This is a genomic window from Novosphingobium sp., from assembly GCF_027531025.1.
Lineage (GTDB): Bacteria > Pseudomonadota > Alphaproteobacteria > Sphingomonadales > Sphingomonadaceae > Novosphingobium.
Map to the genome: position 1 here is coordinate 35,313 of NZ_JAPZQX010000004.1, position 13,113 is coordinate 48,425.

At 66.8% G+C, this 13,113-nt stretch carries 13 protein-coding genes and 1 tRNA gene; 6 read left to right on the plus strand and 8 right to left on the minus strand.

Features of this window, described 5'->3' with window-relative positions:
• The first annotated feature begins 8 nt into the window (after positions 1-8).
• Positions 9-650, plus strand: coding sequence for a cytochrome c family protein (locus O9281_RS06730; protein WP_298183998.1), 642 nt, complete (start codon positions 9-11; stop codon positions 648-650).
• A gap of 245 nt (positions 651-895) precedes the next feature.
• On the opposite strand, the gene O9281_RS06735 is transcribed toward O9281_RS06730, so the two are convergent.
• Positions 896-1,555, minus strand: a complete 660-nt coding sequence (locus O9281_RS06735) for an RlmE family RNA methyltransferase (protein ID WP_298184000.1) — start codon at positions 1,553-1,555, stop codon at positions 896-898.
• Positions 1,552-2,763, minus strand: coding sequence for a Ppx/GppA phosphatase family protein (locus tag O9281_RS06740; protein ID WP_298184002.1), 1,212 nt, complete (start codon positions 2,761-2,763; stop codon positions 1,552-1,554). The genes O9281_RS06735 and O9281_RS06740 overlap by 4 nt, the downstream gene beginning before the upstream one ends.
• A 142-nt stretch (positions 2,764-2,905) precedes the next feature.
• Here O9281_RS06740 and O9281_RS06745 point away from each other — a divergent pair.
• Both O9281_RS06745 and O9281_RS06750 read left to right on the plus strand, forming a co-directional pair.
• A tRNA-Gln gene (locus tag O9281_RS06745) sits at positions 2,906-2,979 on the plus strand.
• 98 nt (positions 2,980-3,077) lie between these two features.
• The gene (locus O9281_RS06750) at positions 3,078-3,962 is read left to right on the plus strand and encodes a TIGR00730 family Rossman fold protein (protein ID WP_298184005.1); all 885 of its coding nucleotides are present in this window, start codon (positions 3,078-3,080) and stop codon (positions 3,960-3,962) included.
• Here the strand turns inward: O9281_RS06750 and thiD are convergent.
• The 3 genes from thiD to glmM are packed head-to-tail and all read right to left on the minus strand — an operon-like array spanning position 3,947 to position 6,259.
• On the minus strand, positions 3,947-4,702 hold the full coding sequence (thiD, locus tag O9281_RS06755) for a bifunctional hydroxymethylpyrimidine kinase/phosphomethylpyrimidine kinase (RefSeq protein ID WP_298184006.1): 756 nt from the start codon (positions 4,700-4,702) through the stop codon (positions 3,947-3,949). The genes O9281_RS06750 and thiD overlap by 16 nt on opposite strands.
• Entirely contained in the window at positions 4,699-4,923 is a 225-nt protein-coding gene (locus O9281_RS06760) for a DUF1272 domain-containing protein (RefSeq protein WP_298184008.1), read from the minus strand. The genes thiD and O9281_RS06760 overlap by 4 nt, the downstream gene beginning before the upstream one ends.
• A complete protein-coding gene (gene glmM, locus O9281_RS06765) occupies positions 4,916-6,259 on the minus strand; it encodes a phosphoglucosamine mutase (protein WP_298184009.1) in 1,344 nt (447 codons plus the stop codon). Before glmM ends, O9281_RS06760 begins: the two co-directional genes overlap by 8 nt.
• 94 nt (positions 6,260-6,353) lie before the next feature.
• Here glmM and O9281_RS06770 point away from each other — a divergent pair, with 94 nt between their 5' ends.
• Positions 6,354-7,616, plus strand: coding sequence for a cation:dicarboxylase symporter family transporter (locus tag O9281_RS06770; RefSeq protein ID WP_298184011.1), 1,263 nt, complete (start codon positions 6,354-6,356; stop codon positions 7,614-7,616).
• 6 nt (positions 7,617-7,622) lie between these two features.
• Here O9281_RS06770 and O9281_RS06775 read toward each other — a convergent pair whose 3' ends face one another.
• On the minus strand, positions 7,623-8,771 hold the full coding sequence (locus tag O9281_RS06775) for an N-acetyltransferase (RefSeq protein ID WP_298184013.1): 1,149 nt from the start codon (positions 8,769-8,771) through the stop codon (positions 7,623-7,625).
• Between the two features lie 108 nt (positions 8,772-8,879).
• Between O9281_RS06775 and O9281_RS06780 the strand changes: the two genes are divergently transcribed.
• Positions 8,880-9,953, plus strand: a complete 1,074-nt coding sequence (locus O9281_RS06780) for a fatty acid desaturase (protein WP_298184014.1) — start codon at positions 8,880-8,882, stop codon at positions 9,951-9,953.
• Between the two features lie 4 nt (positions 9,954-9,957).
• Here the strand turns inward: O9281_RS06780 and lptG are convergent, their stop codons facing one another.
• Positions 9,958-11,055: an LPS export ABC transporter permease LptG gene (gene lptG, locus O9281_RS06785; RefSeq protein ID WP_298184016.1), complete on the minus strand. Its 1,098-nt coding sequence runs from the start codon at positions 11,053-11,055 to the stop codon at positions 9,958-9,960.
• Entirely contained in the window at positions 11,055-12,269 is a 1,215-nt protein-coding gene (locus tag O9281_RS06790; RefSeq protein ID WP_298184018.1) for an LptF/LptG family permease, read from the minus strand. Before O9281_RS06790 ends, lptG begins: the two co-directional genes overlap by 1 nt.
• A 145-nt stretch (positions 12,270-12,414) precedes the next feature.
• On the opposite strand from O9281_RS06790, the gene O9281_RS06795 reads away from it, so the two are divergent.
• Complete coding sequence (locus O9281_RS06795) at positions 12,415-13,110, plus strand: VIT family protein (RefSeq protein ID WP_298184020.1); 696 nt, start codon at positions 12,415-12,417, stop codon at positions 13,108-13,110.
• Positions 13,111-13,113: the final 3 nt, after the last annotated feature.

Consider the following 13,113-nt stretch of genomic DNA (forward strand, 5'->3'; position numbering starts at 1 on the left):
CACGAATAATGGACGAAAACCGTTTCAACACTATCGCCGGTTGGACGCTGTTCTCGGGCGTTGTGGCATTGGGCCTCGCCTCGGTCAGCAGCCACTATTTCAAGGCGAACAAGAACGAGCGCCCTGAGAAGATGGGCTACGAGATCGAAGGTGTCGTCCAGGAAGGCGAAGGCGGTGCTGCCGCCGTGCCGCTCGAAGTACTGCTCGCCAGCGCCGATGCTGCCAAGGGCGAAGCCACCTTCAAGAAGTGCGCCTCGTGCCACACCAACACCCAGGGCGGCGCCAATGGCATCGGCCCGAACATGTGGAACACGATGGGCAAGCCGCTCGCCGGCCATGCCGGCTTTGCCTATTCCGATGCGCTCAAGACCAAGGGCGGTTCGTGGGATTGGGCCAACATGGATGCCTGGCTCAAGAACCCCAAGGCCTTTGCCCCCGGCACCAAGATGAGCTTCGCCGGGATCGGTGACGCGCAGGAGCGCGCCAACCTGCTGGTCTACCTCAACTCGCTGGGTTCGAACCTGCCGCTGCCCGCCGCTCCGGCGGCTCCGGCGGCCGATGCCGCTGCTGCTCCGGCCGATGGCGCTGCCGCAGCCCCGGCCGATGGCGCGGCTGCCGCTCCGGCTGCGGCGGAACCGGCGAAAAAGTAAGCTGGCCAGCCAAACTGGCTGATAAAAGGGCGGCGGTCTGCGGACTGGCCGCCCTTTTGCTTCTCCCACCCCCTGAAAATTCGTCACCCTGAACTTGTTTCAGGGTCCATGGCGCGGTTTGCTCTGCGGAGAGTCTCATGCCGCAGGTCCGCGGGCTGGGTGCGCCGCAGGCGAGACAGGGCCGAAGGCACGATGGACCCTGAAACAAGTTCAGGGTGACGGGGAATTGCCTAGTTGCGCCTGGCCTATCCTTTGAAGCCCTGGGCAATAACGTACCATTCGGACGAATCCTTGCGGCTGGCCGGGGGCTTGGCGTGCTTCACGCTGGTGAAGTGGCGCTTCAGCAGCGTCAGCAGCTCGGTATCGGTGCCGCCCGCCAGCACCTTGGCGACGAAGGCCCCGCCCGGTTCAAGGTGCTCGATCGCGAAGTGCGCGGCGGTTTCCACCAGGCCCATGGTGCGCAGGTGATCGGTCGCCTTGTGGCCGACGGTGTTGGCCGCCATGTCGGAGATGACCAGGTCGGGCTGGCCGCCCAGCGCCTCGACCAGCAGGGCCGGGGCCTCGTCGGCCATGAAGTCCATCTGGAACAGCGTCACACCTTCCAGGGGCTCGGTTGGTAACAGGTCAATACCCACGATGGCGGCCTTTGGTGCCTGTTTACGCACCACCTGGCTCCACCCGCCGGGGGCCACGCCCAGGTCAACCACGCGGTGCGCGTTCTTCAGCAGGGCATATTTCTGGTCCAGCTCGATCAGCTTGAACGCCGCCCGGCTGCGCCAGCCAGCATCCTTGGCGGCCTTGACGTAGGGGTCGTTGAGCTGGCGGGTCAGCCACCGGGCCGAGCTGGCGGTGCGCCGCTTGGCGGTTTTCAGGCGTTCGCCCGCCGGGCGTCCGGAACGGCTCATCGTGCGGGTCCTTCGCGTTTCGCCCGGCGCAGGGCAGCGCGGGCGCGTTCGCCCATGCCTTCGGCAGCCATCAGGCTGCGCAGGATTCCTTCCCGGATTCCGCGATCGGCCACGCCCAGCCGGTCGGCCGGCCAGAGGTCCATGATCGTCTCCAGGATGGCGCAACCAGCCACCACCAGGTCGGCCCGCTCGCGCCCGATGCAGGCCAGTTCGCGTCGGCCGGGGATCGGCATTTCGGCCAGGCGCTGCGAAATCCCGCGCATCGATTCGGCCGGCACGATCAGGCCATCGACCGCGCGGCGATCGTATTGCGGCAGTTCCAGGTGCAGGCTGGCCAGCGTGGTGACCGTGCCACTGGTGCCAAGGAGGCGCAGCGGGGCGGGGCGATCGCGCCGGGCCAGGTGGTGCTCGATCCGGGCGGCGAATGGCGCCAGGCTTTCGCTCACCCGGCGGCGCATCTCGGCATAGCGGGCGGCGCGGCCATCCGCGTCGGCCGGTTCCGGGCCGCAGGTTTCTGACAGCGAGACAACGCCCCAGGGCACGCTCATCCAGTCGACGATCCGCGGCAACGGGGCGTCGCCCTGTTCGACCAGCACCAGCTCGGTCGATCCGCCGCCGATGTCGAAAATCATCGCCGGGCCATCGCCCTGTTCGAGCAGGATATGGCACCCCAGCACGGCCAGCCGTGCCTCTTCCTTGGCGCTGATGATGTCGAGCGCAATGCCGGTTTCGCGCTTGACCCGCTCGATGAATTCGGGGCCGTTTTCCGCCCGGCGGCAAGCCTCGGTCGCGACCGAACGGGCCAGATGGACGCGGCGGCGCTTCAGCTTGTCGGCGCAGACCTGCAGCGCGCCCAGCGCCCGGTCCATCGCCGCATCGCTCAACCGGCCCGATCCGGCCAGCCCTTCGCCCAGCCGCACCACGCGGCTGAAGGCGTCGATCACCACGAAATGCTCACCCTGCGGGCGGGCGATCAGCAGCCGGCAATTGTTGGTGCCAAGGTCGATTGCCGCAAAGCTCTGCCGGTGCTGGGATGGACCGTCGCGCCCGTTGCTGCGCGGGGCGAATCGCTCGGTCTGGCCGTCCGGCTGGCGGGCTGGCATGGCGGGCGGGGATGCGGAAAGGTCTGGCGCGCCGCGCTGGTCCTGTCCGGGATCGAACCCCTGCTCTGCCTCCTCGCGCATGGCCGGCGGATATTTTTCCGCCATGACAAATACACTCTTATCGTTTTCCCGCCCTGTGACGGGTACCTGACCGCCATGCTAGCGATGGGTGGAGCCCAGGGCAAGTGCGGGGGCAAGTGCAGCGGCTTGACGGAGCGCCTCGGCCCGCCTAGAGGACCGCCCTCGTTGCCCGATCCTCTAATGGTAAGAGAGCGGACTCTGACTCCGTCAATCAAGGTTCGAATCCTTGTCGGGCATCCACCTTTTCGCAAATCTGCACGGCCCGCGCTCTGATTGGAGCGGCGGGCCGATCCGTTTTTTGGGGCGGCAGTTTTGCCCCGACAACAAGGATTCACGCGATGACTGACCACAACGGAACCGACCAGAACGGCAAGCGCCTCAGCCGCCGCCGCTTCTACAAGGCGGAGCAGGAGGTCGGCTTCGTCGAATCGCAGCCGCATGTCACGCCGCAGACGATGGACCCGGCCTATCGCCTGGCCTTCAGCGATACCGATTTCCTGCTACGCGAGGAACTGCGCCCGGTTCGCTTCCAGCTGGAACTGCTGAAGCCGGAAATGCTGCTGGACGAGGCGAAGATCGGCTCAACCCTGGTCTGCTATGGTTCGGCCCGGATCCCTTCGCCCGAAGCGGCGGCGGAGCTGGTCGCCAATGCTGCGCCGGAAAAGAAGGCCGTGGCCGAGCGGCTGGCGGCCAAGGCGAAGTATTACGATGTGGCCCGCGATCTGGGGCGGCTTGCCAGTTCCTGCGCCATCGTCGAGCAGGGCATGCGCCAGTTCGTGGTCTGCTCGGGCGGCGGCCCGTCGATCATGGAGGCGGCGAATCGCGGCGCGCAGGATGCTGGCGCCGAATCGATCGCGCTCAATATCGTCCTGCCGCACGAGCAGGCCCCCAACAGCTATGTCACCCCGCACCTGTCGTTCCAGTTCCACTACTTCGCCCTGCGCAAGATGCACTTCCTGCTGCGGGCCAAGGCGGTGGCGGTGTTCCCCGGTGGTTATGGCACGCTCGATGAATTCCTCGAGCTGCTGACCCTGATCCAGACCGGCAAGATGAAGCCGATCCCGGTGCTGCTCTATGGCAAGGAGTTCTGGGACAAGGTGATCAACTTCGAGGCCATGGCCGATGAAGGCGTGATCAACCGCGACGACCTCAAGCTGTTCCACTGGGTGGAGACGGCCGAGGAAGGCTGGGCCAAGGTGGTCGAGTTCTACGAGCTCGACTGAACCGCCTGATGCCCCAGCGGGCCGCTGCCCGCGCCATAGCCGGGGGCGGCCAGCAGCGCGGCCCGCACGAAAGCGCGGCCGCGCTCGATCGCGGTGACCAGGTCCAGACCGGCGCCCAGCCCGCAGGCGATCGCGCTGGACAGGGTGCAGCCGGTGCCGTGGGTGTGGCGGGTGACGATGCGCGGCGCGGTCCAGACCAGCGGTTCGTGCCCCGGGCGAACCAGCACGTCTTCCACGTCCGGCCCTTCGGCATCGCCGCCTTTGGCCAGATAGGCCACGCCGCGCGCCGCCATGCCTTCGGCCCCGCCCAGCGCGGCCAATTCAGGCACGTTGGGCGTGGTCAGCGCGGCCAGCCGCATCAGCCGTTCGAACCCGGCAATCGTGGCCGCGTCGGCCAGCACCGAGCCGCTGGTGGCAATCATCACCGGATCGAACACGACCGGCACGTTCAGCGCCTCCAGCCGTTCGGCCACCACGGCGGCGATCTCCGGCGATCCCAGCATCCCGATCTTGACCGCATCGACGCCGATGTCGCTGACGCAGGCATCGATCTGCGCCGCCACCATCGCGGGCGAAAGGGCCTCGACCATGGTTACGCCCAGCGTGTTCTGCGCCGTCACCGCAGTGATCGCGGTCATGGCGAAGCCGCCCAGCATGGTCACGGTCTTGATATCGGCCTGGACACCCGCGCCGCCGGATGAATCCGACCCGGCGATGGCCAGAATGCGCGGGGGCTTCACCCCTTGAACTTCCGCGTGGTCGAAGGCGCGTACTTGGCGTGCAGTGCCCTGGCCCGGGTCGGCCGATCCATCAGTTCGCCGCCGCAATTGGGGCAGCGTTCATCCAGCTGGTCGGCGCATTCGGTGCAGAAGGTGCATTCGAAGCTGCAGATGAAGGCACCGGGCAGATCGGCGGGCAGGTCGGTGCCGCACTTCTCGCAATCGGGGCGCATCTCAAGCACTGGCGGCCTCCTTCACGGCAGTGCAGATCGCATCGACCACTGCCTCGACCTCGCCCGCGTCGTCGCCTTCGGCCATGACGCGGATGACTGGTTCGGTGCCGGACGGGCGGATCACCAGGCGGCCGCGCCCGGCCAGTTGGGCTTCGGCTTCGGCGATGACTGCCTGTACGCGCTGATCATCCAGCGGCTTGCCTTCGGAAAAGCGCACGTTCTTGAGCAATTGCGGCACCGGATCGAACAGGTGGAGCAATTCGCTCGCCCGCTTGCCGTTCTTGACCAGCGCGGCCAGCACCTGGAGCGCCGCGATCGTGCCATCGCCGGTGGTGGCGTGATCGAGCAGGATCATGTGGCCCGATTGCTCGCCGCCAACGTTATAGCCCCCGGCCTTCATCGCCTCGAGCACATAGCGATCGCCCACCTTGGCGCGGATGAGGTCCAGACCCTGCCCGGCGAGGAACCGTTCCAGCCCGAGGTTCGACATGACCGTGGCCACGATCCCCCCGCCGCGCAGTTCGCCCCGCGCGGCCAGCTGGCTGCCGATCAGCGCCATGATCTGGTCGCCATCGACCGTCTGGCCCTTTTCATCGACGACGATCAGCCGGTCGGCATCGCCATCCAGGGCAATGCCGATATCGGCCCCGCTGGCCACGACGGTTTCCTTGATCAGGTCAAGGTGGGTCGATCCGCACTTGTCGTTGATATTGGTGCCATTGGGGGCAACGCCCACCGCGACCACTTCGGCGCCCAGTTCCCAGATCGCCGATGGGGCCACCTGGTAAGCCGCGCCATTGGCGCAATCGACCACGATCTTCAGGCCATCGAGCCGCACGTCATGAGGCAGGGCGGCCTTGACCGCGTGGATATAGCGCCCGCGCGCATCCTCGATCCGGCGGGCCCGGCCGATCTGGGCGGCGGGGGCCAGCGGCAGGTCTTCGGACAGCATGGCCTCGATCGCCAGCTCGTCGGCATCGGACAGCTTGAAGCCATCGGGGCCGAACAGCTTGATGCCGTTGTCTTCATAGGGGTTGTGGCTGGCCGAGATCATCACGCCCACGTCCGCCCGCAATTCGCGGGTCAGCATGGCGATCGCCGGGGTAGGCAGGGGGCCGGTCAGCACCACGTCCATCCCCACGCTGGTGAACCCCGCGACCAGGGCGTTTTCCAGCATATAGCCCGACAGGCGGGTGTCCTTGCCGATCACCACCCGGTGCTTGTGGCTGCCGCGCAGGAAGCGGGTCCCGGCCGCCTGGCCGACCTTCATTGCCGTGGCAGCGGTCATCACGCCGGCATTGGTGCGCCCGCGAATGCCGTCGGTCCCGAAATAGTTACGTCCCATGCTCCACCTTGTGGCACGACAAGTCTTGGTAAATTGCTATGTCGCGCTGCCACGCTAATGTCACGCGGACAAAACGTTTCTCAGGGGAGCATTCATGCAGCAACAGGCCGGGTCGAGCAGCTTTCCGGAGATCAGGGTCCCGGCCCTGCTGACCTTTTTGGCCCTGCTGCTGGGCTTTGCCGTGGGCACCGCATTCCAGGGCGATGCCGGTTTTGCACCGATGCAGGCCGTGGCCGAGGAAGTGGGCAGCCTGTGGCTCAAGCTGCTGCAGTTGACGATCCTGCCGCTGGTGATTGGCCTGGTGGTGACCGGCATTTCGCAGACGCTGGCCGCGGCCGGCGGCGGGCGGCTGGCGCGGCGCGCGGTGCTGATGTTCGTGGCCGTGCTGCTGTTTGCGGGCACCATGTCAGCCGTGCTGGTACCGCTGCTGATCGACCTGTTCCCGATCCCGGCTGCTGCGGTTGCCGCGCTGAGCGGCGGGGGCGGGGATCCCGGCAAGGTCCCGGGCTTTGCCGAGATCCTCGAAGCGATGGTGCCCAGCAACATCTTTTCCGCCGCTGCCAATGGCGCGATGCTGCCGGTGGTCCTGTTCGCCGCGCTGTTTGCCCTCGCTGCAACCCGCATTGCCGAAGCCCCCCGCAAACTGCTGGTGCAGTTCTTCGAAGGGCTGGCGGCGACGATGATGGTGATCGTCGGCTGGGTGCTGATGCTGGCACCGATCGGGGTGCTGGGCCTTGCCGTTGCGCTCGGCGCCAAGACCGGGGCCGACGCCATTGGTGGTCTGGCGCATTACATCCTGATCGTCAGCGCAGCGGGCTTCGTGGTGCTGCTGACCTCGGTCGCCATCGCGCTCACTCTGGGGCGGCGGGCGCCGGGGGCCTTCGCCCGCGCCATGCTGCCGGTCTATGCCGTGGCGATTTCCACCCAGTCCTCGCTGGCCAGCCTGCCGGCCATGCTGGCGGCCTCGCGCAAGCTGGGCGTGCGCGAATCGACCGCCGATTTCGTGCTGCCACTGGCCGTGGCGATCTTTCGCGGCACTAGCCCGGCAATGAACATGGGGGTGGCGATCTATGCCGCCCATCTGACGGGCACACCGCTTTCGGTCTGGGCACTGGGAGCCGGGGTGCTGGTGGCCTTCCTGGTTTCGCTCAGCTCGGTCTCGCTGCCCGGCACGCTCAGCTTCGTGGTCTCGGTCGGCCCGATCGCCATGGCGATGGGCGTGCCGATTGCGCCACTGGCGCTGCTGGTGGCGGTGGAAATGCTGCCCGACATCATGCGCACCCTGGGCAATGTCACCGCCGACGTGGCGGTGACGGCGGCAGTGGACCAGCAGGACGAGACCGAAAAAGCCGCTTAAAGCGGCCTAAAGCGCTTTCGCGTAGACCCGGTATTCCTTGTTGACCTTGGCCTCGATCGCCTGGGCGATGGCATTCATGCCCTGATTGTCGTCAAGGATCCAGCCGATCTCGCCGCGCGTGCTACCATAGCGTTCCACCGAAGCGCGGCGGATCGTCTCGATCATCATGAAGGCCAGCTGGCTGGCCATCCGGGTCGATTGCAGGCGCTGCAGCACGCCCATCAGCGGCACCCGCATGCCCGTGGGCCGGGTGCGCAGGAGGAACAGCCCAAGCCGCAGCCAGCCGAGCGGCGATGGCTTGCCCTTGGGGCCAACGGCCTTCAGCTGGACCTGGTTGAGATCGGGCAGGGTGATCATGAAGGCCACCGGCTCGCCATCGTATTCCGCGATCCGCACCAAGTCGGGCTTGACCAGCGGCTTCATCTTCTTGGCGGTATAGGCGATCTCGGTCTGGGTGAATGGCACGAAGCCCCAGTTGCCCGACCAGGCATCGTTGAGGATGTTGCAGATGATCTCCACCTCGCGGTCGAAGTTCTTGAGGTCCACGTCGCGGATGCGGATCCGCTCGTTCTTCTCGCCCGACTGGACGATCCGCTGGATCAGCGGCGGGAATTGCCTGGTGATGTCGAGGTCCCAGGTCGCGAGGGTCTTCACCCCCTGATAGCCGGCGCCCTCGATCCAGCCCTGGTGATGCGGCGGGTTGTGGCCCATCATGACCATGGGCGGGTGATCGTGGCCCTTAACCAGCAGGCCCGGCTCTTCCCAGACCGAGAGGGTCATCGGCGCGAGCACGCGGGTCATGCCCTGGTCACGCAGCCACTGTTCGGCCCGGGCGATCAGCGCGGCAGCGACATCCGCGTCCTCGGCCTGAAGCGCGCCCCAGAAGCCGGTGCCGGGGCCCATGCCCTGCTCGGCCGGCTGGGCCAGGGCCAGCTCGTCGATATGGGCGGCGATCCGGCCCACCACCGCTCCACCTCGGCGGGCCAGGAACAGCTGGCAGCGGGCATGTTCGAAATAGGGGTTGCCGCCGGGGGTATAGCGCTCGATCTCTTCCGAGCGCAGCTGCGGCACGAAATTGGGATCATCGGCATTGAGGCGATAGATCAGGTCGACAAAGGCCTCGCGACCCTGCTTGTCGCCGACTTCTGTGATCACAATTTCCGTATGGGCCACGATCTTGCCTTTGTTCTATCGCATCAGGCCGCCATCTATGCCCCGCCGCACTTGCCAAGCCAAGCGGGCCAAGCCACGCTAGAGTGAATTATGACCGCCCACGAAGCCATCGCCGATACCACCAAGGGAACCGCCCGGGGCGCCGGCATTGCCGATGACATGGCCATGCTCCGCGCTGCGGTGGAGCAGACCCGCGATATCTCGCAGGCCAAGGGCAGCATCTACTGGCCCGACATGCTGGTTTCGGCCGCGCTGGGCTATGCGGGCCTGGCCGGCGCGATCCTGCTGCCGGTCACCTGGCAGGCAGTGCTGGCGGGCATGGTTTCGGCACTCGCGTTCTACCGCGCGCTGCTGTTCATTCACGAGCTGACCCATATCCACCGCGATGCCCTGCCGGGTTTCCGCTTTGGCTGGAACCTCCTCGTCGGCATCCCGATGCTCACGCCCTCGCTGATGTACGAGAACGTCCATACCCTGCACCATGCCCGCACCCGCTATGGCACGGTGGAGGATCCCGAATACCTGCCGCTGGCGCTGATGAAGCCGTGGTCGCTGCCGCTGTTCATCGTGGTGGCGGTGCTGCTGCCGATCGGCCTGCTGATCCGCTCCGCCGTGCTGGTGCCGCTGGGGGTGATCGTGCCGCCGCTGCGCCGCCTGGTCTGGGAACGGGCCTCGGCCCTGTCGATCAATCCGGAATTCCGCCGCCGCCCGGCCGAGGGTGACTTTGCCCAGCAGGTGTTCTGGCAGGAACTGGGCGCCTCGGCCTGGGCCTTGTTCCTGGTGTGGTATGCCGCCGTGCATGACTGGCGGCCACTGGCGATCGGCCTGGCGGTAATCTCGGCCACGGCCGTGTTGAACCAGGTTCGCACGCTGGTGGCGCACCTGTGGCAGAACGAGGGCGAGCCGATGACGGTCACCGCCCAGTTCCTCGATTCGGTCAATGTCCCGCCGCCGGGGCTGCTGGCCGAACTGTGGGCCCCGGTCGGCCTGCGCTATCACGCGCTGCACCACTTGCTGCCCAGCCTTCCCTATCACGCCCTGCCCGAGGCGCATCGCCGGCTGGCCCGGCAGCTGGGCGCGGAATCGACTTACGCCAAGGCCAGCTACCCCGGCCTGTTGCCGCTGGTCGGCTATCTGGCGAAGAGCACGATGAAGGCGCGCTGAGCCGCTATTCCTCGGTGCGAACCAGCACCGTCTCGCCCACCAGGGCAAACAGCAGGAACGGTGCCCAGGCGGCAATCAGCGGGGGGTAGCCGCCGAAATTGCCCATGGCGAGCGCGGCATTGTCGACCACGAAATAGGCAAAGCCCAGTGCCATGCCGATGATCGCGCGGATCAGCAGCTGGCCCGAGCGCGCCAGGCCAAAGGCCGCCACCGCGCCGAGCAACGGCATCAGCAGCGCAGCCAGCGGGCCGGAGAACTTGTGCCACCACTTGCCTTCCAGCTCGCTGGTACGGCGACCCTGCGCCTTCAGTGACTGGATCGAACGGTACAGCTCGATCACATTCTGGCCGTCCGGATCGACCTTGCTGATCGCGACCTGTTCAGGCGTGATCCCGCGCGCGACCACGGTGGGGCCAAGCGGCGCGTTCTGGGTGCTGGCCACTTCGAAACGGATCGGCCGGTCCAGCTGCCAGCCGGGATTGGCATAGGTGGCATGCGGCGCGCGCAGCTGTTCCAGAACCATGCCCCCGGCATCGCGGCGATACCAGGTGACGTTGTCCATCCGCGTCAGCTTGCCGGTGCCGCTGACCGCCGCTGCCGCCAGGATGTTCGGCCCGTCGGGCAGATAGACATTGGTGCGGATGCGGGGGTCGGGCGGAACCGCTCCGAATTCCGCCGCGGTCCAGGCCTTGAGCGTCGAGGTGGCGCGGGTCACCACCCGTTCGTTGAAGGCAAAGCTGAAGGCCGAAACCACCGCTGCCGTCAGCAGCAGCGGGGCCAGCACCTGGTGCGCGGAGAGGCCGGCCGCCTTCATCGCGACCACCTCGCTGTTCTGGTTCAGCGTTGCCAGGGTGATGATCGTCGCCAGCAGCACCGAATAGGGCAGGAACCGCGCGATCAGCTGCGGCGTACGCAGCGAGATATAGTGCCACAGTTCGGCCTGGCCATTGCCCGGCACGCCTAGGATCTTGCCGCTTTCGGACAAGAGGTCGAGCGTCTGGAGCACCAGCACCAGCATCACCAGCACGGCCAGGATGCGCACCACGAACAGTTTGGCGAGGTACCGTGTCAGGGTGGGCGAAGGGAAGAATTCCAGCCGCATCAGTTCGCCTCTGCCGTCCGGTTGCGATCAAGCCGCTTGGCCAGCTGGCGGCCCCATTTGCCAAGGTTTCCGGCCATGCGTTCCAGCGCGCCGATCGGCTGACCGCCGGGCACATAGGCCACCCGCCAATACATCCACAGGATCAGCGCGGAAAACAGCACGAAGGGTACCCATAGCGCGATCAGGGGTGAAACCTTGCCCAACGCGGACACCGCCATGCCGTATTCGTTGACCTTGTGATAGGCGACCACCATCACGATCGACAGGAACAGCCCGAGGGCCGAGGTTGATCGCTTGGGCGGGATCGCCAGCGCCACGGCCAGCAGCGGCAGAAGCAGCATCATCGCCACTTCGACCAGCCGGAAGTTCAGGCTGGCGCTGGTCTCGTTGCGGACCTTTTCGCTGACCCGGTCGTTCCAGGTGATCCGCAGCAGTTCGGGCAGGAAGTATTCCCGCTCCTTGCCGCCGCGCTGGCGGAATTCCTCCACCGCCGGCAGGTCGATCGGCAGGTCGTGGCGCGAAAAGCTCAGCACCCGGGGCGGGCGCCCCGGATTGTCCTGCACGATCTGGCCATCGGTCAGTCGCAGGATGATCGTGTCCGGGCTGTCCTTCAGCGCGAGGAACCGCCCCTCGCGCGCCGAGATCGAGAGGACCTGGCCCTTCGAGGAGGAAACGCGGGCGAAGATCCCGATCAGTTGGCGGCCTTCCTCGCGGCTTTCCTCGATCCGCAAGGCCATCTTGTCCTTCAGGGTGGTGAACTCCCCCACCTTGATCGAGGCACCCAGCGCGCCCGAGCGCAGTTCGAACTGGAGCTGTTCGTAGTAGTAGCGCGACAGCGGCTGGAGATAGCTGACGATCGCCAGGTTCACCACGGCCAGGACGATCGTGATCATGTAGGGCACCCGCAGCAGCCGGGTATAGGACAGGCCGACCGCACGCATCGTGTCGAGCTCGCTGGTGGTGGCCAGTTTGCGGAAGGCCAGCAGGATCCCCAGCAGCAGGCCCAGCGGGATCGCCAGGCTGGCATATTCGGGCAGCAGGTTGGCCAGCATCCGGAAGACGACCGATACCGGCCCGCCTTCCGTCGCCACGAAATCAAACAGTTTCAGCATCTTGTCCAGCACCAGCAGCGATGCGGCGATGACGAAGACGCCCAGCATCGGCATCAGCACGAGCCGGAAGATGTAACGGTCGATGGCGGGAAGGGACTTCACTAGGCGGCCAGCACTTATCCTTCGGGCGGCCACCGGCCTGCCGTTGCAGCCCGATCCATAGCGGCGGCGGGGCGAGGGCGGAAGCGGGAATTGCTTTGCCGCGCAATCCGCCGCAAGCTGTGCCCCGGTTGGGAGGGCATTGGCCATGCGGATGCATCTGGAACGGCATACGGTGGAACGGATCGGCTGGCTGCGGGCAGCCGTGCTGGGGGCGAACGACGGGATCGTTTCCACCGCCAGCCTGATCGTCGGCGTGGCCGCCAGTTCGGCGGGCAAGCCTGAAATCCTTGTCGCCGGCATGGCCGGGCTGGTGGCCGGGGCCATGTCGATGGCGGCGGGCGAATATGTCTCGGTTTCTAGCCAGGCCGATACCGAGTCGGCCGACATCGCCCGCGAAACCCGCGAGCTGGCCGAGGATCCCGAACACGAACACGAGGAGCTGGCCGCGATCTATCGCGAGCGCGGGCTTACGCCGGACCTGGCGAACGAGGTGGCGACTGCGCTGATGGCCCACGATGCGCTGGGCGCCCATGCCCGCGACGAACTGGGCCTGCACGCCATCACGCGGGCCCGCCCGGTTCAGGCGGCGCTCACCTCAGCCACGACCTTTGCCGTCGGCGCGGCCCTGCCGCTGGGGACCGCCGCCTTGCTGCCGATCGGGCAGCTGGTGCTCGGCGTGTCATTTGCCGCGCTGCTGTTCCTGATGCTGCTGGGGGCAGTCGGCGCGCGGGCCGGTGGCGCCCCGATCGGGCGCGGCGTGCTGCGCGTGGCTTTCTGGGGCGCGCTGGCCATGGCCGCGACCTGGGCGATCGGGCGCCTGTTCGGAACGGCGGTGGCTTAGCGG

Bases quoted from the DNA above. Each gene is read 5' to 3' on its own strand.
- O9281_RS06730 (WP_298183998.1), top strand. From the start codon at position 9: ATGGACGAAAACCGTTTCAACACTATCGCCGGTTGGACGCTGTTCTCG.
- O9281_RS06735 (WP_298184000.1), bottom strand. From the start codon at position 1,555: ATGAGCCGTTCCGGACGCCCGGCGGGCGAACGCCTGAAAACCGCCAAG.
- O9281_RS06740 (WP_298184002.1), bottom strand. From the start codon at position 2,763: ATGGCGGAAAAATATCCGCCGGCCATGCGCGAGGAGGCAGAGCAGGGG.
- O9281_RS06750 (WP_298184005.1), top strand. From the start codon at position 3,078: ATGACTGACCACAACGGAACCGACCAGAACGGCAAGCGCCTCAGCCGC.
- glmM (WP_298184009.1), bottom strand. From the start codon at position 6,259: ATGGGACGTAACTATTTCGGGACCGACGGCATTCGCGGGCGCACCAAT.
- O9281_RS06770 (WP_298184011.1), top strand. From the start codon at position 6,354: ATGCAGCAACAGGCCGGGTCGAGCAGCTTTCCGGAGATCAGGGTCCCG.
- O9281_RS06780 (WP_298184014.1), top strand. From the start codon at position 8,880: ATGACCGCCCACGAAGCCATCGCCGATACCACCAAGGGAACCGCCCGG.
- lptG (WP_298184016.1), bottom strand. From the start codon at position 11,055: ATGCGGCTGGAATTCTTCCCTTCGCCCACCCTGACACGGTACCTCGCC.
- O9281_RS06795 (WP_298184020.1), top strand. From the start codon at position 12,415: ATGCGGATGCATCTGGAACGGCATACGGTGGAACGGATCGGCTGGCTG.